This window comes from Deinococcus radiopugnans ATCC 19172 (genome assembly GCF_006335125.1).
Lineage (GTDB): Bacteria > Deinococcota > Deinococci > Deinococcales > Deinococcaceae > Deinococcus > Deinococcus radiopugnans.
Window position 1 is genome coordinate 38,934 of the sequence record NZ_VDMO01000011.1, and the last position, 20,547, is coordinate 59,480.

Sequence of the window (20,547 nt, forward strand, 5' to 3'; positions counted from 1 at the left end):
GCCGTCGCCTTCGTGAGGGCTGGACGGTCCTGCCGGACGCCGCGTCTGTTCCTCCTTCCAGCTGGGAGAATCTGCACACCAGGGCGAAACTGGGTAGCTCAGGCCGCGCCTTTCAGGCTTCGCCGCCCTGCCTTGGGGGTTTCTTGATTTAGACGGGGTGCAATTTTAGACCAGAAGCTGTATACCTACGGTACCCCTATGGATTCTTCCTCGCTGCGTGAACGCCAGAAGGAGCGCCGACGCGCCCGCATCTACAGTGTCGCCATCGAACTGTTCAAGCGGGGCGGCTTCCAGACCACCACGGCCACCGACATCGCCAAGGCCAGCAACGTCTCGCGCGGCACCTTCTTCAACTACTACCCCTACAAGGAAGCCGTGCTGCTCGACTACGGCTCCGAAGTGATGGACCGCCTGCGCGATCAGGCCGAGTCGCGCCTGTCGCAGGGCATCCCGCCGCTGGCGGTGCTGTATGAGATCTGGGACGCGCTGGCCGAGGAAAACGCCCGTGAGCGTGACCTGTTCCCCCCGCTGGCCTACGAGGTCATGAACCCCAACCCCGAACGCGCCCGCACCGCGTATCAGGCGCTGCCGCTGAGCAAGGTGATCGAGCTGATCCTGCGCCCGCTGCACCAGTCCGGGCAGATGCGCACGGACCTGAGCCTGCAGCGCATCAGCAACCTGATTGCCGACACCTACCTGATGGTGGCCCTGCGCTGGAGCGCCTACGGCACCGACCGTCCGCTGCAGGAGGAGATGCGCCTGGCGCTGAACCTGCTGCTGGAAGGCGCGGTGCGCCGCGATCTGGTCCGGCCCTAGCCTTAGCCCGTTCCCGGCCGATGTGACCTTCCCCGGACGTTTCCTGGCTAGACTGCCGGAAACGTCTTCTTGTTTTCCGCCCTCCCTTGTTGCCCGTCTCGTTCTAAAGGAGCCTCCCCCTTGACCCAGCCAGAACTGCGAATCGGCACGCCACGGCACGCCTTTCCGTTCAGCCGGGGACTGGTAGTGGAATCGCTGGTGAACGCCGGGGCCTCTGGCGCGGTGGCGGCGGCAGCGGCGCGGCGCATCGAGCAGCACCTGCGGCTCTCAAGGCGCACCCTGGTCACGCCCGCCGAATTGCAGGCGCTGATGACCGAGGTGGCGCGCGATCTGGCGGGCGAGGAGGTGGCGGCGGCGGCGGCCAGCCAGACTCCGGCCTTCGTGGACATTCTGGTCACCGCCAAGAAGGGCGATCTGCCGTTCAGCCGGGGCGTGCTGGCCCGCACGCTGGAGGACGCGGGCCTGACCGGGCGCGAGGCCTACGCCACCGCCAGCGCCGTCGACGTGGAGCTGCGTCAGGAGGGCGTGCGCCGCCTGAGCGCCGAGGACATCGACAACCGCACCGAACGGGCGCTGGCGGGGCGCTACGGCGAACACCTGCGCCTGACCTACCGCTACCTGCGCCACAACCGGGGCAAACTGGGGGTGATCAGCAGCGAGAGCACCATGCCCACGCCGTTTTCCAAGGGCATTCTGACCCAGTCCATGCTGGCCGCCGGGGTCACGCCGGACGTGGCCCGCAAAGTGGCCCGCGTGACCCAGCGCGACCTACGCGGCTCCGAGGACCGGGTGGTGACCCGCGCTGCCATCCGCGCCAAGGTCGAAGCCCTGCTGCGCGACGAGGTGGGGCCGGACGTGGGCGCCCGTTACCGGCTGCTGCGCGTGATTCGCCGCCCCCCCCGCCCGGTGATCGTGTTGCTGGGCGGCGTCAGCGGCACCGGCAAGAGTTTTCTGGCCGCCGAGATCGCCTATCGCCTGGGGATTGCCCGCGTGGTCAGCACCGATTCCATCCGCGAGGTGATGCGCGCGATGGTGTCTCCGGCGCTGCTGCCCACGCTGCACGCCAGTACCTTCAACGCCTGGGAGGCGCTGCTGCCCCCCGGTGCGCCGCGCCCGGAAACGCCCAGCAAGCGGGCGCTGCTGGCGGGGTTCCGCGATCAGGTGCAGCAGGTCAACGTGGGCCTGGGCGCGGTGGTGGCCCGCTCGGTGCAGGAGGGCAGCAGCCTGGTCCTGGAGGGCGTGCATCTGGTCCCCGGCTACCTGCGCGCCGACGCTTTTGCCGGGGCGCTGGTGATTCCCATGCTGGTCACGCTGCCCGATCCCGCCGAACACCGCCGTCACTTCCAGAGCCGCGACGTGGAAACCGCCGCCAGCCGCCCGCTGCACCGCTACATGCAGTACTTCGACGAGATCCGCGCCATGCAGGACGAACTCGAAGACTTGGCCCGCCAGGAGGACGTGCCCCTGCTCGACGGCCTGACCCTGGACGAGAGCGCCGATCAGGCCGTGGACGTGGTCTTGAGGCGCGTGATGGTGGCCCTGACCCCGCAGGAACGCACGGAACTGCTGGGCGATCCGGGCGACGGCGAGGCGGCAGAGTTGACGCGGGACTCTGTGGGCGACTGAAAGTGGAGGAGGGCTTCAGGAGAGTGGAATGAAAAAACCCTTCCCAGCATCGGGAAGGGTTCTTCTGAGTCTCAGCCTTCAGCGCCGCCCGCTGAACATCCCGATCAGATCGTTCAGGGCGTTGCCGTCGCCGTCCCGGTCGAGCACGTTGTTCAGGGTGCCGACGATGCCGCCCGCGCCGCCCTGCTGAGCGTGGTTCTGCTGCGGGGGCAGGCCGGAAATCACCGGGCCGCCGCCCAGCACGCCGCCCCTCTCCTGCATCTGGGGCTGAGGGGGCTGCTGACCGCCGCCCAGAAGCCCGCCGAGCATGCCACCCAGGCCGCCAGCAGAACCGCCGCCGAGCAAGCCACCCAGCAGGCCGCCGAGATCGCCGCCGCCCTGGCCCTGCTGGCCGCCCTGCTGACGCTGCCGGGCCAGGTAGCCCAGCACCAGCGGCGCGGCCATGCTCAGAATCTGCATGGCGAGCTGCGGGTCAATGCCGGCGCGTTTGCTCACCGCATTGGCCGCCGACTGCTGCTGGTTGCCGAACACGTGGCCCAGGATCTTCTGGCCTTCTTGCAGGTTGGGCGTGTTGCCCTGGCTGAACTGCTCCAGCGCGCTGCCGTCGTGCTGGCCCAGCGCGCCGGCCAGCGAGGCCGCGCCGTCCGGGCTGCTGGCGTTGCGGGTCATGGCCCCGAGCAGCAGCGGAATCGCCGCCTCCATTGCGCTTTCGGACTGCTGGGGGGTGGCCCCGGTCTGCTGGCTGATCTGCTGCTGCGCGTTGCCCATCCCGCCGAGCATGTTGAAGATGTCCATCATGATGTCTGACCTCCTGAGGGTGACTGTCGAATGCGAAACACCGGTCAGCCTACCCCCTGCCCCTGAGTGGCGGCTTCAGCAATTGCTGACGTTGGGCGGGGTGGAACCGTGAGTTCCCGCGCCGTCTTTCTCTGCGCCATCTGGCCTATATGCCCTGGTATCGGGCGGCGGCTAAGCTTCTGGGTCTGTATGCAAGCGGCCCTGCCCTCCACCCGCCCCAACGTGGCCCTGTACGCCTCGGTGGCGCGGCTGGGCTTCCGGCGGCAGTTCGCGTACCCGCAGGCGGCGCTGTGGGGGCTGATCACCAACCTGTTTTTCGGGGTTCTGCGGATCGCGGTGCTGGTGGCACTGTTCGGTCAGACGCCACAGGTGGCCGGCTACACCGTGCAGGACGCCATCACCTACACCGGACTCACGCAGGCGTTCATCATGGCGCTGTCTCTCTTTGGCTGGACGGATTTCATGCGAACCGTCCACCGGGGCGAGGTGGCCTCTGACCTGCTGCGCCCTCACGATCTGCTGCCGTGGTGGGCGGCGCAGGACGCGGGCCGGGCGGCAGGCCAGTTCGTGCTGCGCGGCCTGCCGATGCTGGCGCTGTTTGCGCTGGTCTGGGGCGCCACCTTTCCGAGGGGTCTGGACGGCTGGCTGCCCACCACCCTGAGCCTGCTGCTGGCCTGGGCCTGCGGCTTCGCCTTCCGCTTTCTGGTCAACTGCGCGGCCTTCTGGTCAGCGGATGCCGTTGGTTTTGGCCGCTTCGCGTGGGCGGTGCTGGGTCTGGGCAGCGGCTTTCTGATGCCCCTGGCCTTCTTTCCGGGGTGGTTTCAGACCATCCTGGCCTTTACTCCCTTTCCCAGCATGATGAACACCACCGTGGAACTCTGGCTGGGTGTCCGGGCGGGGCCGGAGGCGTGGGCAGCACTGGCCGTGCAACTGGGCTGGGCGCTGCTGCTGTGGGCGCTGGCGGCCTTCGTCCTGTCGCGCGGCTTGCGGCGGCTGGAGGTGGCGGGTGGCTAGGGCCTCGTCCCGGAAGGCGGCGGACGGCCTTCTGCCTTCTGCCCTCCGCCATCTGCACCTCTACTTCCTGCTGCTGCGCGCCCAGGCCCGCTCGCAGGCCGTCTACCGCGTGTCCTTCGCGCTGGACGCGCTGGGCTCGGCCTTCATCACGCTGTCGGAATTTGCGGCCTTCGCCCTGGTGCTGCCGCGCTTCGGCACGCTCTCGGGCTGGACGCTGGGCGAGGTCAGCCTGCTGTACGGCCTGGCCGAACTGGCCTTCGTGCTGATGGATCTCTGCTTCGGCGGTTTCGATGCCCCCAACCTCAGTGGGCATGTCCGCACCGGCAGCTTCAACACCTTTCTGCTGCGGCCTGCGCCGCTGCGCCTGCAGATCTTCGGCTCGGACTTCGCGCTGCGGCGGGTGACGCGGCTGTTTCTGGCGGCGGGCATCCTGGCCTATGGGGTCACGGCGTCGGGGGCCATCTGGATGCCCGAAGCCGCGCTGCTGCTGACCGGGAGCGTGCTGGGCATGGTGGCTTTTTTCGGCGGCCTGTTCGTGATCGGCGGCACCCTGACCTTCTGGACGGTGGAGAGCGTGGAGGCCATGAACGTCCTGACCTACGGCGGCCGCACCCTGATTTCCTATCCGATGGACATCTACGGCCAGTTTCTCCGCAAGACCTTCACCTACCTGCTGCCTGCCGCCTTCCTGTCGTATTTCCCCGTGCTGCACGTCCTGAGCCGCCCCCTGCCCGATGGCCTGCCCTCGCTGGCCGCCTACCTGTCGCCCCTCGTCGGCCCGCTGATGCTGGCGGCGGCCTTCGCCTTCTGGCGGGTGGGCGTGCGGCACTATGGGGGGACGGGAACGTGAGGAGGGGTGCGGAAGGCCGGACGCAGGGTGCGGTGGAGGAGCTTTCCCCGCATCCCGCGCACCGCGGACCACCTCCTCCCTCCGAAGGAGCCACATGATCACCGTCCATAACCTCAAAAAGACCTTCCGCACGCGCCAGGGCGGCCTGCTGCGCGGCCAGACCCGCGTGATGGAGGCGGTCAAGGACGTCAGCTTCAGCGTTGGGCGCGGCGAGATTGTGGGCTACCTGGGGCCGAACGGCGCAGGCAAAAGCACCTCCATCAAGGTGCTGACCGGGCTGCTGGTGCCCGACAGCGGGCAGGTGGACGTGGGCGGGCTGGTGCCGTGGCAGGATCGCCGGGCGCACGTGGCGCGGCTGGGCGCGGTGTTCGGCCAGCGCACGACGCTGTGGTGGGACTTGCCCGTCACCGAGTCGCTGGAACTACTGCGCCACATCTACCGCGTGTCCGCAGCCCGCTTCCGCCAGAACCTGCACGATTTCACCGAACTGCTGGAACTGGGGCCATTCCTGCACACCCCTGCCCGCGCCCTTAGCCTGGGCCAGCGCATGCGGGCAGACCTCGCCGCCGCGCTGCTGCACGATCCCGAACTGCTGTTCCTGGACGAGCCGACGGTGGGCCTGGACGTGGTGGCGAAGGAGCGCATCCGCGAGTTCATCCGGCACGTCAACGCCACGCGCGAGGTCACCGTGCTGCTGACCACCCATGACCTGACCGACGTGGAGCGGCTGGCCCGCCGCGTGATGATCATCGATCACGGCTCGCTGCTGTACGACGGCGCTCTGGCACAGTTGCAGGTCCGCTACGGCAGCGCCCGCGAACTGGTGGTGGACTTCGACGCCGCCCCGCCTGACCCGCAGGTGCCGGGCCTGACGCTGCTGGGCGCGGACGGCCCGCGCGTGCGCTACGGCTTCAGCGGGGCCGCCGCCACCCCGATTGCCCGCGTCACCGCCCACGCCCCGGTGCGCGACATCACCGTGAAGGAGCCGGACATCGAGGCCACCATCCGGCGCATTTACGAGGGTGGCCTGCTGCGGAGTGGGGTAGCGTAGAGACGTGAATCAGCGAGAGGACGCGGCGGAGACGGAACAGCGCGGGCCAGCACCCAGCGTCAGCACGCCGCTGCTGTTTCTGGTGATGTTGGGCGTGGTGGCCGCGTTCTCAATCATCCCAGTTGTTGTTAGTCCCAGTAACAGCCCGCTTAAGCCTCTGCTGATCGCGTTGATCTTCGTCCCCGCGCTGCTGGCGTGGTGGTTCTGGGCACGGCAACGCCAGCACCCGCAGCTTATGTTTGTCCTGGCGCTGGCCTTTTTGACCGGGCAATTTTTCTCCACGCTCGCGCAGATCGTCCTGCTGGGCGAAGCCTACAGCCGCACCATCGCCTTCATGTGGCTGAACCTGAGCGTGAGCGGGCTGGGGTTTCTCGGCGGTCTGCTCTACCTGTGGGTTCAGGCGCGTAAGGGCAACCGGAACTGAAACCGCCGTCCGACGTTTTCCTGGCCGGAGCGCTGGAGCCCTGCTGAGGCCGCAGCCTGCCCACCCGGCTCAGGCCCTGACCATTCTCATTTTATGCCCCCATAAGTTCAGGGGTGTGTTTGACGCCCTGACTGCCGATGCCCTGCTGGGCGCACTGCTGATTTTCTCGCTGCGAATCGTGGACGTGTCGCTGGGCACGCTGCGAATCGGCATGCTGGTGCGCGGCAGACGCACGGCCGCCGGGGCACTGAGCTTCTTCGAGTCGCTGATTTGGCTGATGGCGGCGGCCAAGGTGCTGAGCACGCTGGACAGCCCGCTGCAATTCATCGCCTACGCAGGCGGCTATGCGTCGGGCACCATGCTGGGCGCGAACATCGAGCGCTGGCTGGCGGTGGGCAAGGTGGTGCTGCGCGTGATCGTGCCGGTCAGCGCCCCAGACGTGCAGGCGGCCCTGCGCGACGCGGGCTTCTACGTCACCACCGTCAACGCCTCGGGCCGCGACGGCGAGGTGCGCGTGATGTTCAGCGTGATTGCCCGCAAGCGCATGAAACAGGCCTTCCGCGTGATCGAAGCCACCTACGCCAAGGCCTTTATCACCGTGGAAGAGGTCACCACCGCCCAGTTGCAGGATACCGTGACCCGTCAGGAGGGTCAGGTATTCCGGCGGCTGCGCATGATGCGGAAGTAGGCGGCAGGCCGCTAATACGGGTTCCGTCTGTTTCGTGCAGGAATCGGGACAGCGCCGATTCCTCCACTCCACGTCCGGAAGCCGTTTTTCTCCTGCTCGCTCTCGTCATGAACAGACGCCCATGAGGACGCTATGCCTCCTGCTCGGATTTTCAGGTGTTTTCAACACCTTTCAATCGGAGTCCGTGTAACCCCACCATAAGAACGGGCCGCCCCAGATTGAACTGGAGGCGGCCCGCTGGGTTGGGAGGTCAAGGCGTCAGAGACAGGCTGGCAGCGCTAGAGCAGTTGTCCGAATTACAGCTTCAGAAAAGGAGACTTCTGATGCCTCCATTCTCTCCTTCGGAGCTGAATCAGTCCCAACTGCTCGTTGAAATTCACTCACTCTGCGAGCTGTGCCAGTCCGTTCGGTCAAAAGGAAACAGCTCTTTTGACAAATGCTCTAGTCCGACGCCGGTGCTGGCCCGTCCTGCGGACGCGTGGGCGTGTCGCTCACCGTCCGGCCCGGCGTGCGGGATGGGAATTCGCTCTTGAGCGCCCTGAACAGGCTGAAGCACATGCCGATCATGATGACGCTGAAGGGCAGGGCGGCCATCACGCTGGCCGACTGCAATCCGGCCAGGCCGCCGCTCAGCAGCAGCGCCACGGCGATCAGGCTCTGCATGACGCCCCAGGTGAACTTGACCGGATTGCTGGGCTCCTTCGCGCCGCCGCTGGACTGCAACCCCAGCACGTAGGTGGCCGAGTCCGCGCTGGTGATGAAGAACGAGGCGATCAGCAGGGTGGCGATGCCGGTCAGGATCTCGCCCAGCGGCAACCCCTGCAGCAGCGCGAACAGCGCCGTGGAGATATCCGCGTCCGTCGCGGTGGTCACGGCGGTGTCGCCCGCCAGCGCGGCGTGCAGGGCCGTGCCGCCGAAGACGCTGAACCACGCGAAGCTGACCAGCGCGGGCACGCCCAGCACGCCCAGGATGAATTCCTTGATGGTTCGCCCCCGGGAGACCCGCGCGATGAACAGGCCTACGAATGGAGCCCACGCGATCCACCACGCCCAGTAGAAAATCGTCCAGCCGCCCACCCAGGTGGCCCCGGTAAACGGCGTCAGGCGGGTGGACAGGTTGATCAGATCCTGCACATAACCGCCCACGCTGGTGGTGAAGGTATCCAGCAGGAACACGGTGGGGCCGAAGACGAACACGCCCGCCATCAACAGGCCGGCCAGGATCACGTTGGTGTTGGACAGCAGCTGAATGCCCTTGCTCAGGCCGGTCATGGCGCTGATCAGGAACAGCACGGTGACCACGCCGATAATCACCATCTGCGCGGGCGTGCCGATGCTCAGTCCAAAGGCGCTGTTCAGGCCGCTGTTGATCTGCACGGCCCCGAAGCCCAGCGAGGCCGCCACGCCGAAGACAGTGGCAATGATCGCCAGGACGTCGATGGTCTTGCCGATGGGGCCTTCCACCCGCTGCCCCAGCAGGGGCCGGAAGGTGCGGCTGATCAATGTGGGCTCGCCGCGCCGGAACGAGAAGTACGCGATGGACAGCGCCACGACGCTGTAGATGGCCCAGGGGTGCAACCCCCAGTGAAAGAACGAGTATTTCAGGGCGGCGCGTGCGGCTTCTGGCGTCTCGGGCGTCAGCCCGCCCGGCGGCACCAGATAGTGCGACACCGGCTCGGCCACGCCGTAGAACACCAGGCCGATGCCCATGCCCGCGCTGAACAGCATGGCGAACCACGACAGGGTACTGAACTCGGGCTGCTCGTCGTCCCGGCCCAGCCGGATGCCGCCGTAACGGCTGAAGGCCAGGAAGCCGCAGAACAGCAGGAATCCCAGCACGGCCAGCAGGTAATACCAGCCGAAGGTGCCTGTCGTCCAGGCCACGGCGGCTTCGGCGGCGGTGCCCAGACCTGCCGGGTTCAGCAGGCCCCACAGCACGAAAGCGGCGATGATCGCCACGGAAAGATAAAGAACCAAGGGGAAGTACCTCCAGAAAAAAAGTCGGGCCAGCCGTCCTGAAAGACGGGTGACGGCCCGCAGGCATCGTTCGCTGAAGCGTGTCCGCTGATCACGCGTTGCCCCAAACCAGACGGGGAGACACCTTAACCCCTCCTCATGAAATGAATGAGTGTTGTGCCGCATTAGCCTGGGCAGATGTCTGACCCATTGCCTCCCGCCTTCTTCAACCGCGATCCGGTGCGGGTGGCCCGCGAACTGTTGGGCGGTGCCCTCGTGCACGTCCTGCCCGGCGGCGAGCGCCTGAGCGGGCGGATCGTGGAAACCGAGGCCTACGACTGCCCGCGTGACCCGGCCTGCACCGCCGGGCGCTTTCACGCCGCCCGCAGCGCCGAGATGGCAACTGAGCCGGGCCGCTGGCTGTTCTGGAGCACGCACGGGCATCCGCTGCTCCAGGTGTCGTGCCGAGAGGAGGACATCGCCGCCAGCGTCCTGATCCGCGCGCTGGAGCCGCTGGAGGGCCGGGGCCAGATGCTCACGCACCGCCCGGTGACCCGCGAGCGTGCCCTGACCAACGGCCCCGCGAAACTGGTGTACGCGCTGGGCCTCCGGCCCGCCGAGGTGAGGGGGACGGTGGTGGACAGCGCCGCGCTGCACCTGCTCGCGCCGCCCGCCACCCTGCCGGATGAAGCGGTGGGAGTCACGGCCCGGATTGGCATCAAGGAGGGCCGCAACCTGCCGTGGCGCTTCGTGGTGCGGGGGAATGGGTGGGTGTCGCCTGGACTGCCGAGCATGGATCTGGCCGCAGCGGGCACTGGACGCTGAGCGGGCCTCCACTGTCCCCCGGCGCCCGCCCGCTATCATGGCCTGCGATGACTCAAGACGGCGGTAAGGGCAAGGGGGGGCAGGACAAGAAGGCGCAGCAGTACGGCGTCACCCCCCAGAGCGTGGATTTCAACGACTGGTACAACGAGGTGGTCAAGAAGGCCGATCTCGCGGACAACAGCCCGGTGGCCGGGGCGATGGTGGTCAAGCCCTACGGCTCGGCGCTGTGGGAAAACATCGTGCGCTGGCTGGATGACCGCTTCAAGGCGACGGGCCACGAATCGCTGATCTTCCCCACACTGATTCCTATGAACTTCATCGCCCGCGAGGCCGATCACGTCGAGGGCTTCGCGCCGGAACTGTTCACGGTGACCAAGATCGGCACCGAGGAACTGGCCGAGCCGTACGTGATGCGCCCCACCTCTGAAACCATCATCGGGCACATGTGGTCCGGCTGGCTGAACAGCTACCGCGACCTGCCCTTCCTGCACTACCAGTGGGGCAGCGTGTTCCGCGCGGAGTTGCGCACCAAGGCGTTCCTGCGTACCTCCGAGTTCTACTGGCACGAGGGCCACACCGCGCACGCCGACGAGGCCGAGGCGCGGGCGGAAGTGAGGATGATCCTTGACCTGTACCACGAATTCTGCCGCGACGTGCTGGCCCTGCCGGTGGTGCGTGGCGAGAAGTCGGCCTCCGAGCGCTTTGCCGGGGCCGTGGCGACGTACAGCATCGAGGGCATGATGCGCGACGGCAAGGCCCTTCAGAGCGGCACGTCCCATTACCTGGGGCAGGCGTTCAGCAAAGCCTTCGACGTGAAGTTCCAGACCCGCGAGCAGAAGGAAGACTACGCCCACACCACCTCCTGGGCCATTTCCAGCCGCATCATCGGCGCGCTGATCATGACCCACGGCGACGACGCGGGCCTGATGATGCCCCCGAACATCGCCCCGATTCAGGTGGTCATTGTGCCGGTGGGCCGCAAGGACAACTTCGACGAGATGGTGGCCGAGGGCGAACGTCTGGCTACCCAGCTCGCGCAGAACGGCGTGCGCGTCAAGGTGGACAAACGCGACGGCGTGACCAACGGCTTCAAGTACAACGACTGGGAACTGAAGGGCGTGCCCGTCCGCATCGAGCTGGGGCCGCGCGATCTGGAGGCGGGCGTGGTGGTGGTCAAGAACCGCAACAGTGGCGAGAAGGAGACCCTGGAACGCGATCTGGCGGTGGGCGGCATGGTAGAGCGACTGGAAGGAATTCAGGCATGGCTGCTGAAACGGGCCACCGACTTCATGCTGGACAACACGGTCACGGTGGACAACTACGAGGAGTTCAAGGCTGCCATCGAGGACGGCAAGTGGGTGCGGGCCTTCCACTGCAGCGATCCCGAGAGCGAGCGCCAGATCAAGGAAGAGACCAAGGCCACGGTTCGCAACGTCCCGCTGGACGACGCCGAGTTTTTTGCCGAGCGCGAGGAGGGTGGCGTGTGCTTCCATACCGGCAAGCCGGCGGCCTACGGCAAGCGGATTCTGTTCGGGCGGCAATACTGACTAGGGGTGTGGAAAGAGGGCTGGAGGCTGTGGGAAAAGCCTTCAGCCCTCTTGTTTCCATCCCCCGCTGATCCTCACCCTCCGGCCCGTCCTACACTGGCCCCATGTCCTCCTCGCCCGCCGAAGTTGCCGCGCAGTACGCCACCGAGCGCCACCTGCGCACCCGCATCGGGACCCACGAGCGCTACAGCGTGGGGCCGGGGCTGGAAGGCACGGTGGATCGCCTGCTGGCCCTGACTGGCGACGAGGCAGTGCTGGACGTGGGCACCGGCCCCGGCGACTTTCCAGGCCGGCTGCGGGCGGAGGGTCACCAAGGCCGCATCGTCGGGCTGGATTTCTCGGCGGGCATGGTGGAGCGGGCATCAGGAGAGTATCCAGACGTCGAATTCCAGCAGGGCGACGCGGCGGCGCTGCCCTTCGCGGACGCCAGTTTCGATGTCGTGACCGCCCGCCACATGCTGTACCACGTGCCCGACGTGGCGGCGGCGCTGGCCGAGTTCCGGCGCGTGCTGAAACCCGGTGGGCGTTTTCTGGCCGTGACCAACGCCGAGGGTTACATGGCCGAGCTGTGGGACGCGGTGGCGGAAGCCGGGCAAGCCGAACCGGCGGTCAATGCCCTGCTGGACAGCAAGGCTGGCTCAGCCGTCTTCTCGGAAACCCAGGGTGAGAGGCTGGTGCGCGCAGCCTTCGGGAATGTGCAACTCGACTTCATCGAAAATGCGCTGGTCTTTACCACGCCGGAGCCGGTGCTGGCCTATCTGGAATCCATGCCCGCGCTTCAGAACCTCGCGCCGGACACACTGGAACGGGCGCGGGCAGCGCTGACCCAGGCTGTGATGGCCCGAATCCAGGGCGGCGAATGGCGCGTCTCCAAGCGCGTCGTCTTCATCTCAGCCAGACGGTAAGGGTGAGGCGCTAGAACACCCGCCAGCGGTAGAACAGGTAGCCCAGTCCGCCTGCCAGACTGGCCGCCAGCGTCAGAACGATCCAGATGCCGTTGGGGTTGTCCTCGAAGGGCAGGGCGACGTTCATGCCGAAAATGCTGGTCACCAGCGTGGGAATCGCCACCAGAATCGTGGTGATGGTCAGCACCTTGACCACCTGATTGACGTTGTTGCTGATCACGCTGGCAAAGGCCCCGGCCATGCTGGTCAGAATGTTGCTGGCAATCGACGCCATCTCGATGGCCTGCAGGTTCTCGATCAACACGTCGTCCAGCAGGTCGCTGTCTTCCTCGTACATCTCGAAGATGCGGTCACGCTTGACGCGCTCCATCATGGCCTCGTTGGCCTTCAGGCCGGTCATGAAGTACACCAGACTCTTTTCCAGCTTCAGCAGGTTCAGCAGTTCGCGGTTCTGCTGGCTGTTTTCCAGCTTGTCCTCAATCACGTCCACGCGCTTGTTGATCTGGCGCACGTCGATCAGGAAGCGCTGGGCGTTGCGCAGGAACAGTTGCAGCGTGAGCCGGTTCTTCTTGACCGTGCTGACCCGCCGCACCAGCCCGCTGATCACGTCCTTGATCACCGGGTTGTCCTCCAGCATGCACACGGTCACGATGCAGTGATCGGTGTGCAGGATGCCCAGCGGCACGGTGTCGTAGGGAATATCGCTGGAATCGGGCAGCCGGTAACTGGTCTGCATGATGATCAGCAGGTTGCCGTCCTCGCGCTCGAAGCGGGAGCGTTCGTCCGGGTCCAGCGGGTACGACAGGTAATCGAGTTCCAGCCCGGTCTCGCGGCTGATGCGCGCCAGTTCCTCGGGGCTGGGATCGGCGGCGTTGATCCAGCAGCCGTCGGTGTAGGCGTCGATGGTGGTCAGCTTGCCGCCGATGCTGCGGTAATACGTCAGCACGGGCTGCCCCCCGGCGTCAGGCTGGTCTGGGTTGTGTGTAGGGGCATGGCGTCCTCCAGGCAGGGGATGGCGTGAGGCTGGGTCTGGTCAGCCCACTGTGGCTCAGCTTCAGACTGGGGGGGTCAGCTTCCAGCGGTTCAGGATTCACGTCATCACCTCCTTGGATTGGGGACGCGGTTTTGGGTGGTGGCCCGTTGATGTTTCCGGCACGGCTGTTCGTGGAGGGCTGCTCGGTGGCCCGGCGCAGGGGCCATGCTAGCCCTGAACGTGGCCCAGAGGCAAGCCTGAGCACCACGAAAAACTCCCGGCGCATGACCGGGAGCAGGCAGAACGGAGAGCGGGACTCAGGCCCCGAAGAACTCGTAGTTGCGGGCAATGAACGGGGTTTCCTCGGCGGGCACGTCCTCTTCGGGGAAGATCGCGCTGACGGGGCAGGCGGGCACGCACGCACCGCAGTCGATGCACTCGTCGGGGTGAATCAGGTACATCTCGCCGGCATCGTAGATGCATTCCACGGGGCAGACCTCGGTGCAAGCCTGATCCTTGGTGCCAATGCAGGGACTGGTGATGATATGGGTCATGCGGGACAGTATGCACAGCCGATGGGGACGGCGCAAGGGTGAATGGGCACAGCTTTTCGGGGGGCAGGGGGGCAGTGGAGTCCGCTCAAGAGTGGAGGAAGCCCTCTGCTGGGCTGCGCCGCCCTCAACCCGCTTGGTGGGACTTCAGGTATGCCTCGGCCAGCGCCAGATCCTCGTCCTGATCCACGTCGGTGCCCACCGCCGCGTGGGGCGTGATCAGGGCGCGCGCCGTCACACCCAGCAGTCCCGACACCTTGCTCTCCAGCGCCTCCACGGTCAGGCGGCCGGTCAGCAGCCGCAACAGGATGCCCGGCCCGATCAGGCCCGCCAGTTTCAGCGGGGCCTTGCGGGCGGCCAGCACCTCGCGCAGCCGGGGCAGGAACTGGCCGATCAGCGCCGGATCGAGGATAAAGACGTTGCCCCCGGTGAACGAGCCGTCCCGCAGCCGGGCGTAGGTGCGCCGCACGCCGGGATACGCGGCCTCGCAGACCTCGCGCCGCACCACCGGATACACCAGGGCCGCGTCGGTGGGGGCGCTGTCCAGCACGTCCTGCACCTCGGCAGCGCTCAGCATGGGAATGTCCGCCGTGACCACCAGCACGCGCGGGGCAGCCTGCCCGTCCACCTCCAATGCCTCTACCCCAGCTTCCAGGTTGCCCAGCAGCGAGCCGTGATCGGTCACGCGCACGTCGATCAGCGCCCCAATCTCGGGCGTGACCGGGCCGACGTAGGCGATGCGGGCCACCCGCCCGCTGCCGCGCAGGGCACGCAGGACGTACAGCGCCATCGGTTCGCCGCCCACCGGGATCAGCGGCTTGACGGCCACGCCGTGGGCCGCCGCGAACGCGTCTCCCGGATCGCCGCCGCCCAGCACCACGGCGTCGTAGCGCACGGTTTCAAATGCAGTCATCGGGGCTCAGGGTAGCAGAGGTGATCAAGGTGACACTTGTCACCCCTCACGCCTGACACCCGGCACTACGTCCGGACAGCGGGAAAGCAGACCATAGGGGCATGAACGCAATTGAGCTGAGCGGTGTGGACAAGACCTTCGGAAAGGTACGGGCGTTGGCCGATCTGACCCTGGACGTGCGGGCCGGCGAGCTGACGGCGCTGCTGGGGCCGAACGGCGCGGGCAAGACCACTGCGATCTCGCTGATGCTGGGGCTGGCGCAGCCCACGCGCGGCAGCGTGCGCGTGCTGGGCGAGGATCCCCGCCGCGACGCGGTGCGCACCGGCATCGGCTCCATGCCGCAGGAGAGCGCCATTCCCCAGGCGCTGACCGTGCGCGAGGCGGTCACGCTGTTCGCCCGCCTGTACCCCGCGCCGCTGGCGGTGAATAAGGCGCTGGAACTGGCGCAACTGGGCGATGTGGCCGGACGCCGCGCGGGTGCCCTCTCTGGCGGACAGGCGCGGCGACTGGCCTTCGCGCTGGCGGTGGTAGGCAACCCGCAGGTCCTGTTTCTGGACGAGCCGACGACGGGCATGGACGCGGGTTCGCGGCAGGCGTTCTGGGCCGCCGTGGACGGCCTGAAGGCGGCGGGCCGCACCATCCTGCTGACCACCCACTACCTGGAGGAAGCCGAGCGCACCGCAGACCGCGTGGTGGTCATGAATGCCGGCAGCATCCTGGCCGATGGCACGCCCGAAAGCCTGCGCGGGGACGTCCTGACCAGCCGGGTGCGCTTTACCTCCGATCTGGTGCTGGCCGAGCTACAGGCCCTGCCCGGCGTGGAAGCGGTCAGCGTGGATTCGCGCGGCCACGCTGACCTGCAAACCCGCCAGCCGGAAGAGGTGCTGCGTGCCCTGTTCGCCCGCAACGTCGCCTTCAGCGAGCTGGAAGTGGGCCGCGCCAGCCTGGAAGACGCCTTCCTGAGCCTGACCGCGACGCCGAAACCAGACGACACCATCCGCGCCTGATCCGCCTCTCCATCCACCACGAAAGGAGCCACCCCATGACCCAGACCACCACCCACGTTCAGCCCCTGACCCTGCCCGCCCCCGCCGCTGCCACCCGGCAGGCCGCTCCTCTGCCCGCGCTGGGGCAACTGGTGCTCTCGGAGTTGCGGCGCATGGTTCGCAACCCGATGTTCTTTATCGGCACGGTGGGCTTTCCGATTCTGTGGTTCGCGCTGTTCGGGCTGCCCAACGTGAACGAGCAACTGCCGGACGGCACCAACGTCGGGCGTTACATCCTGGTCAGTTTCGGCACGTACTCGCTCCTGACGCTCGCCATGTATTCGTTCGGGTTGGCGGTGGCCGCCGAGCGCACCGGGGGCTGGCTGCGGCTGCTGCGGGCCTCGCCCATGCCCGCGCCGCTGTACTTTCTGGGCAAGGTGGTGGCCGCGCTGGTCTTCAGCGCCTTCAGTCTGACGATGCTGTACACCTTCGCGCACTTCGCGGGCGGCGTGACGCTGCCCCCCGTGCTGGCGCTGACCATTCTGGGCAAGCTGCTGCTGGGCTGCGTGCCGCTGATCGCGCTGGGCTTCATGATCGGCTTTCTGATCAACCCCACCGCCGCCAACGTGATCGCCAACGTGGTGAGCGTGCTGATGTCCTTTGCCAGCGGGCTGTTCGTGCCGCTGAACGGGTTGCCCGACGTGATGCAGAAGCTCGCGCCGTACCTGCCGACCTACCACCTGGCGCAGGTCGGCTGGGGCACCGTGACCGGCAACACCTCCGGCGAGCCGATGCACTGGCTGTCTCTGGCGCTGTACGCGCTGGTCTTCGGCGCGCTGGCGATCTGGGGCCTGAAGAAGGACGAGGCGCGCGGGCTATGAACTTGGAGGCAGCCAGGGTTTTGGGGGAGAATGGGGGCATGTCCCAGTCCTGGTCAGCCTTCGAGTGGCACGCCGAACCGCAGAGCTGGGCCGCGCACACGGACGGAACGCTGGACGTCGTCACCGCAAAGGGGGGCGACTTCTGGCGTGAGACGCAGTACGGCTTTACCCACGACGACGGCCACGCCTTCCTGCGGGACGCGCTGGACGAGTTCACGGCCAGCGTGCGGGTGAGCGGCGAGTACGCGGAACTGTACGATCAGGCCGGGCTGATGCTGCGCGCCAATGAGCGGCACTGGTGCAAGGTGGGCGTGGAGTATGTGGGCAGGCAGCAGTGGAGCGCGGTGGTCACGCACGACAAGTCCGACTGGAGCGTGCAGCCCGCCGAGGCCCACGCCGAGGTGACCTTCCGCATGATCCGCAGAGACGACGCGCTGATCCTGCACGCCCGAGCGACTGACCGGGAGCGCTGGACGCTGTTGCGTGTGGCCCCGTTTCCGCCTGGCCTGGGCGCCCGCGTGGGCATTCTCGCCGGCAGTCCGGGGCGGGCCGGCTTCCGTGCCCACTTTCATGACTTTCAACTGGCCGGCCCAGACCGCCGCCCCCTGCACGAGCTGGGCGAACCATGACCGCCTGCCCACCCGCCCGCCGAACGTTCAATTTCTGGCAGCTGTTCCCGCTGTTCTGGCTGATGTTCCTGGCCTATCCCATTCTTGGCTTTTTCGATCACGCGCGCCCGCCCGGCGAGTGGCTGCTGTTCTGGGGCGTGCTGGCAGGCTTTCTGGCGGTGTACGCCCAGGTATTTTTCTTCCGCCGGGCCGGAACGCGCTGGGCGCTGGCGGGCTGGGCCTACTCGCTGCTGGCCTACGCCGTGCTGTTTCCGGCCGTGGGTGGGGGCGTCACCGCCTTCCTGATCTACGGCGGCAGCATCATCGGCTATCAGGCGCGGGTGTCGCTCGCACTGTGGCTGGCGGTCTTTAACGTGATGGTCATGGCCCTGCCGTTCTACAACGGAAGCTATGCGCTGGAAGACCTGGCATGGCTGGGGCCGAACATGGTCTTCACGCTGGTGGCGGCCTACGCCAACCACGCCTCGTACCGCCGCACGGTGGCCGATCAGCGGCTGGCCCAGGTTCAGCTGGAAAAGGAAAAACTGGCTGCCGACGCCGAGCGCGAGCGCATTGCCCGTGACCTGCACGACATCCTGGGCCACACCCTGAGCGTGATCGTGCTGAAAAGCGAACTCGCCAGCCGTCTGACCGAGCGTGACCCGAAACGGGCCGCCGCAGAAATCCGCGAGGTGGAACGCATTTCGCGTGAAGCCCTGCAGGAGGTGCGCTCGGCGGTGCGCGGCTACCAGGGCAGCGGCCTGAGCGCGGAACTGGCCCGCGCGAAGGTGGCGCTGGATGCGGCGGGGGTCAAACTCAACGTGACCACCCCCCTGACCGAACTCCCTGCCCAGACCGAGGCCAGCGCCGCCATGCTGCTGCGCGAAGCCGTGACCAACATCGTGCGCCACGCCCGCGCCCGCGAGGTCTGGATTTCTATTGCTCCGGTGGGAGGCGGCCACCGTCTGACGGTGCGCGACGACGGTGTGGGCGGCCTGGCCCCCGAGGGCAGCGGCCTGACCGGCATGCGTGAACGCCTGCGCGCCATCGGCGGCACCCTGGAGCGCCGGGGCGAGGGGGGAACGACGCTCACGGCGCAGTTTCCGGCGGCGCAGGGGCCGGGCGCGGGCGAACTGGTGCGGGCATGATCCGCGTGCTGCTGGCTGAGGACCAGGGGCTGGTGCTGGGCGCCCTGTCCGCGCTGCTGTCGCTGGAGGACGATCTGGAGGTGGTGGGACAGGCGGCAGACGGCGAGGCGGCATTAGACGCGGTGCGCGAGCTGAAGCCGGACGTGCTGGTTACTGACATCGAGATGCCCCGGCTGAGCGGCCTGGATCTGGCCGAGCGGCTGCGCGGCGAGCTGCCGGGCGTGCGCGTCATCATCGTGACCACCTTCGCGCGGGGCGGCTACCTGCGCCGGGCGCTGGACGTCGGGGCGCGTGGCTACCTGCTCAAGGACGCCCCGGCCAGTCAGCTGGCCGACGCCATCCGCCGGGTCCACGCCGGGGGCCGCGCCATTGACCCCGAACTGGCCGGGGAAGCCTGGGCCGACGCCTCCCCGTTGACCGAGCGAGAACGTCAGGTGCTGTTGCAGGCCGAGGGTGGCGCGAGTACCGCCGCGATTGCCACCCACCTGCACCTGTCCGAGGGCACCGTCCGCAACTACCTGTCCGAGGCGATTGGCAAGCTCGGCGCGGCCAACCGGGTGGAGGCCGCCCGCGCCGCGCGGGAACGGGGCTGGCTGTAGGCGCAGGCGAAACGCCCCCAAAGAGTCAACCGAGCATGGACAGGGGGCCGGGTGTTCTCACGAATCGCCCACAGCCCACGCCTAGGGTCAGAAAGGAAGCCCCATTGCCGTCCATTCCACACTCAACTTCCGGAGGTCTCACCATGTCCACCCCCAAACGTCCGTCCGCGTCCCTGGCCGTCCGCGCCCTGCTGGTGCTGGGCCTGAGCGCTGCGCCCGCCCTGGCCCAGGACACGGCGCCGCCTGCCCCCCAGCCGACGGGGCAACCGGCCTTCGCCCCGCAGCCCGTGACCTATACCAGCGCTGCGGATGCTGCCGCTGCGGCTCAGAAATTCGCCGACGAGGCCCGCAAGACCTACCCCAAGGGCAGCGCGAACATCGATCAGGCGCTGTGGACGCAGGCCGCCGCCGCCGCTGAGGCCGCCGTGCTGGCCGAGCCGGGCAATGCCGATTACCTGAAACTGCGCGCACAGATCTACACCGAGGTGGGCTTCTGGCGGCAGGCGGAAGTGACCTGGGCGGCCTATTTCAAGGTGGTTCCTGCCGTGCCCGGCAGCCGCGACGCCCAGCAGGCCGGTCTGGCGCAGTACAACCTGGGGTATTCGGCGTACGTCCGCAACCAGCCGGATCTGGCCGCCCGCTATTTTGCCGAATGCCTGAAGTTCGATCCCCAGAGTGCCCAGTGCGCGGGCTGGGCCGCCCGCACCGCGCTGGAAGGCGGCGACTACGCCCGCGCCCAGGCGCTGTACGCCCAGGCCATCGCCCTGACGCCGGGCGACAAGTCCCTGAAGTACTTCCAGGGTCTGGCGCAGAAGGCCGCCGATTACGGCCCGGCCGCCACCGGAGCGTTCAGCCGCGCCTATGCCGATCTGGACGCCGGGCGCAAGACGCAGGCGCTGGCCGGGTTCCAGGCCGCCGCCCGGAGCGCCCCCAATTTCACCGAGGCGTGGCGGCAGGCGGGCCGGCTGGCGCTGGACATGGGCAACGCCCAGGCCGCGCTGGAGGCGTACCAGGGGGTCATGGCCCTGCCTGGGGCCGACGCCACCGACAAATTCAACCTCGCGCTGGCGCAGGAGGGGGCGCAGTACGGCTTGGACGCGGTGCGGACCTTCCGTGCCGCCTACGGTCAGTACACGGCGGGCGACAAGGCGGCGGCCCAGAGCGGGTTCCAGCAGGCCACCGCGCAGAATCCCGACTACGCCAAGGCCTGGGCCTGGCTGGGCCGCACCCGCTACGAGGCCAAAAACTACGCCGGGGCGGCGGAAGCCTATGGCCGCGCCGTGGCGCTGGACCCCAACGACAAATCCAGCGCGTATTTCCTGAAACTGGCCCAGCAGGGCAAGTAGGTCCGGCCTTCTTCCGCGCCCCCACTTCCAGTAGGAGGGGGG

Annotated in this window: 21 protein-coding genes; 16 read left to right on the forward strand and 5 right to left on the reverse strand. The window is 67.6% G+C overall.

What is annotated here, in order from left to right; all coding sequences use genetic code 11:
• Window positions 1-198 precede the first annotated feature (198 nt).
• Together FHR04_RS11380 and FHR04_RS11385 are read left to right on the forward strand one after the other, a co-directional pair.
• Complete coding sequence (locus FHR04_RS11380) at window positions 199-816, forward strand: TetR/AcrR family transcriptional regulator (protein WP_039683176.1); 618 nt, start codon at window positions 199-201, stop codon at window positions 814-816.
• Window positions 817-936: 120 nt separating this feature from the next.
• Window positions 937-2,442: a 2-phosphoglycerate kinase gene (locus FHR04_RS11385; RefSeq protein ID WP_039683178.1), complete on the forward strand. Its 1,506-nt coding sequence runs from the start codon at window positions 937-939 to the stop codon at window positions 2,440-2,442.
• 78 nt (window positions 2,443-2,520) lie between these two features.
• Here the strand turns inward: FHR04_RS11385 and FHR04_RS11390 are convergent, their stop codons facing one another.
• Complete coding sequence (locus tag FHR04_RS11390) at window positions 2,521-3,240, reverse strand: DUF937 domain-containing protein (protein WP_139403422.1); 720 nt, start codon at window positions 3,238-3,240, stop codon at window positions 2,521-2,523.
• A 189-nt stretch (window positions 3,241-3,429) separates the two neighbouring features.
• Between FHR04_RS11390 and FHR04_RS11395 the strand changes: the two genes are divergently transcribed.
• The 5 genes from FHR04_RS11395 (at window position 3,430) to FHR04_RS11415 (ending at window position 7,267) form a co-directional block, all read left to right on the forward strand.
• A complete protein-coding gene (locus FHR04_RS11395; protein WP_139403424.1) occupies window positions 3,430-4,254 on the forward strand; it encodes an ABC transporter permease in 825 nt (274 codons plus the stop codon).
• A complete protein-coding gene (locus FHR04_RS11400; RefSeq protein WP_249039090.1) occupies window positions 4,247-5,104 on the forward strand; it encodes an ABC transporter permease in 858 nt (285 codons plus the stop codon). Before FHR04_RS11395 ends, FHR04_RS11400 begins: the two co-directional genes overlap by 8 nt.
• Before the next feature lie 94 nt (window positions 5,105-5,198).
• Window positions 5,199-6,155 (forward strand): ABC transporter ATP-binding protein, encoded by a 957-nt coding sequence (locus FHR04_RS11405; protein WP_139403426.1) that lies wholly within the window; start codon window positions 5,199-5,201, stop codon window positions 6,153-6,155.
• A 4-nt stretch (window positions 6,156-6,159) separates the two neighbouring features.
• Window positions 6,160-6,579: a hypothetical protein gene (locus FHR04_RS11410; RefSeq protein ID WP_139403428.1), complete on the forward strand. Its 420-nt coding sequence runs from the start codon at window positions 6,160-6,162 to the stop codon at window positions 6,577-6,579.
• A 115-nt stretch (window positions 6,580-6,694) separates the two neighbouring features.
• Window positions 6,695-7,267, forward strand: coding sequence for a DUF2179 domain-containing protein (locus FHR04_RS11415; RefSeq protein ID WP_139403430.1), 573 nt, complete (start codon window positions 6,695-6,697; stop codon window positions 7,265-7,267).
• Window positions 7,268-7,708: 441 nt separating this feature from the next.
• Here FHR04_RS11415 and FHR04_RS11420 read toward each other — a convergent pair whose 3' ends face one another.
• Entirely contained in the window at window positions 7,709-9,244 is a 1,536-nt protein-coding gene (locus FHR04_RS11420; protein WP_139403432.1) for a glycine betaine uptake BCCT transporter, read from the reverse strand.
• Between the two features lie 177 nt (window positions 9,245-9,421).
• Here FHR04_RS11420 and FHR04_RS11425 point away from each other — a divergent pair, with 177 nt between their 5' ends.
• The 3 genes from FHR04_RS11425 (at window position 9,422) to FHR04_RS11435 (ending at window position 12,500) form a co-directional block, all read left to right on the forward strand.
• On the forward strand, window positions 9,422-10,048 hold the full coding sequence (locus tag FHR04_RS11425; RefSeq protein ID WP_139403434.1) for a DNA-3-methyladenine glycosylase: 627 nt from the start codon (window positions 9,422-9,424) through the stop codon (window positions 10,046-10,048).
• Window positions 10,049-10,095: 47 nt separating this feature from the next.
• On the forward strand, window positions 10,096-11,595 hold the full coding sequence (gene proS / locus FHR04_RS11430) for a proline--tRNA ligase (protein ID WP_139403436.1): 1,500 nt from the start codon (window positions 10,096-10,098) through the stop codon (window positions 11,593-11,595).
• A gap of 104 nt (window positions 11,596-11,699) precedes the next feature.
• Window positions 11,700-12,500 carry a class I SAM-dependent methyltransferase gene (locus tag FHR04_RS11435; RefSeq protein ID WP_139403438.1) on the forward strand — a complete coding sequence of 267 codons (801 nt, stop codon included), beginning with the start codon at window positions 11,700-11,702 and terminating at the stop codon, window positions 12,498-12,500.
• A gap of 10 nt (window positions 12,501-12,510) precedes the next feature.
• On the opposite strand, the gene FHR04_RS11440 is transcribed toward FHR04_RS11435, so the two are convergent.
• From FHR04_RS11440 to FHR04_RS11450, 3 genes are all read right to left on the reverse strand, one after another.
• Window positions 12,511-13,446 carry a magnesium transporter CorA family protein gene (locus FHR04_RS11440; protein WP_139403440.1) on the reverse strand — a complete coding sequence of 312 codons (936 nt, stop codon included), beginning with the start codon at window positions 13,444-13,446 and terminating at the stop codon, window positions 12,511-12,513.
• A gap of 344 nt (window positions 13,447-13,790) precedes the next feature.
• Window positions 13,791-14,027, reverse strand: coding sequence for an indolepyruvate ferredoxin oxidoreductase subunit alpha (locus FHR04_RS11445; RefSeq protein WP_039683200.1), 237 nt, complete (start codon window positions 14,025-14,027; stop codon window positions 13,791-13,793).
• Between the two features lie 124 nt (window positions 14,028-14,151).
• Window positions 14,152-14,937, reverse strand: coding sequence for an NTP transferase domain-containing protein (locus FHR04_RS11450; RefSeq protein WP_139403442.1), 786 nt, complete (start codon window positions 14,935-14,937; stop codon window positions 14,152-14,154).
• Between the two features lie 101 nt (window positions 14,938-15,038).
• Here FHR04_RS11450 and FHR04_RS11455 point away from each other — a divergent pair, with 101 nt between their 5' ends.
• From FHR04_RS11455 to FHR04_RS11480, 6 genes are all read left to right on the forward strand, one after another.
• Entirely contained in the window at window positions 15,039-15,944 is a 906-nt protein-coding gene (locus tag FHR04_RS11455) for an ABC transporter ATP-binding protein (RefSeq protein WP_139403444.1), read from the forward strand.
• Window positions 15,945-15,979: 35 nt separating this feature from the next.
• A complete protein-coding gene (locus FHR04_RS11460) occupies window positions 15,980-16,804 on the forward strand; it encodes an ABC transporter permease (protein WP_139403447.1) in 825 nt (274 codons plus the stop codon).
• Between the two features lie 38 nt (window positions 16,805-16,842).
• On the forward strand, window positions 16,843-17,433 hold the full coding sequence (locus FHR04_RS11465) for a DUF1349 domain-containing protein (RefSeq protein ID WP_249039091.1): 591 nt from the start codon (window positions 16,843-16,845) through the stop codon (window positions 17,431-17,433).
• Window positions 17,430-18,560 (forward strand): sensor histidine kinase, encoded by a 1,131-nt coding sequence (locus FHR04_RS11470; protein ID WP_139403451.1) that lies wholly within the window; start codon window positions 17,430-17,432, stop codon window positions 18,558-18,560. Before FHR04_RS11465 ends, FHR04_RS11470 begins: the two co-directional genes overlap by 4 nt.
• Entirely contained in the window at window positions 18,557-19,159 is a 603-nt protein-coding gene (locus FHR04_RS11475) for a response regulator transcription factor (RefSeq protein ID WP_139403453.1), read from the forward strand. Before FHR04_RS11470 ends, FHR04_RS11475 begins: the two co-directional genes overlap by 4 nt.
• A gap of 143 nt (window positions 19,160-19,302) precedes the next feature.
• Complete coding sequence (locus tag FHR04_RS11480) at window positions 19,303-20,505, forward strand: tetratricopeptide repeat protein (RefSeq protein ID WP_139403455.1); 1,203 nt, start codon at window positions 19,303-19,305, stop codon at window positions 20,503-20,505.
• Window positions 20,506-20,547 lie beyond the last annotated feature (42 nt).